Annotated in this window: 1 pseudogene; it reads right to left on the bottom strand. The window is 55.6% G+C overall.

Annotated elements, in window-relative coordinates:
- Positions 1–432: 432 nt before the first annotated feature.
- Positions 433–554 (bottom strand): annotated as a pseudogene (locus ACOCD2_RS25565) (IS30 family transposase); the annotation flags it as partial.

The following is a 554-nucleotide window of genomic DNA, read 5'->3' on the forward strand; positions in this document are numbered from 1 at the left end:
AGTTGTTGCGTAGTGCTTGGTGACCAGGACGGCTGGGGCACAAATAGGTTGTCAAAGGCCGAGTCGATTTTGGGGACTGGGATGTCCCAAAATCTATCACGAGGCCGAAGACACGCTTGTGTCATTCTCTCACCTGAAATACCCTTTCCTTTTTCGCTGTCGCCAGCATCCAAGTCAATACAAACACTGGGCCTGTTTTCCTGCCGAATGAATCACAGGCTGTTGAAAAACGTCCGGATTTCCGCAAAATCCGCGGCCCATGCCTGTTGAGTAGGCAGGGAACGCATCATCTCATGTCCGGGTACTCGAAGGCCAGATCCTGTTGAGGGTCCGGTTTTCGCTGCACCGATGCCCAGAGACCGTTCAGTGGATCCAGGTGTTAATGGCCATTTATTCTGCCCCCCCTACGGCCAACAATTTTGGCACACCCCAAGGCCGCTCCTCGATGCCAACCCGGCCGATGATGCGACCTCGCCGTTCCTGACTGCCATAGCGCTTCCTGTAGCGCTTGCGCCGCTGCCGAAGGTGTTTGTGCAGATCGCCGCCCGCTTTCT

Origin of the sequence: Thiolapillus sp. (assembly GCF_048562965.1) — a bacterium.
Taxonomy (GTDB): domain Bacteria; phylum Pseudomonadota; class Gammaproteobacteria; order Chromatiales; family Chromatiaceae; genus Thiolapillus; species Thiolapillus brandeum_A.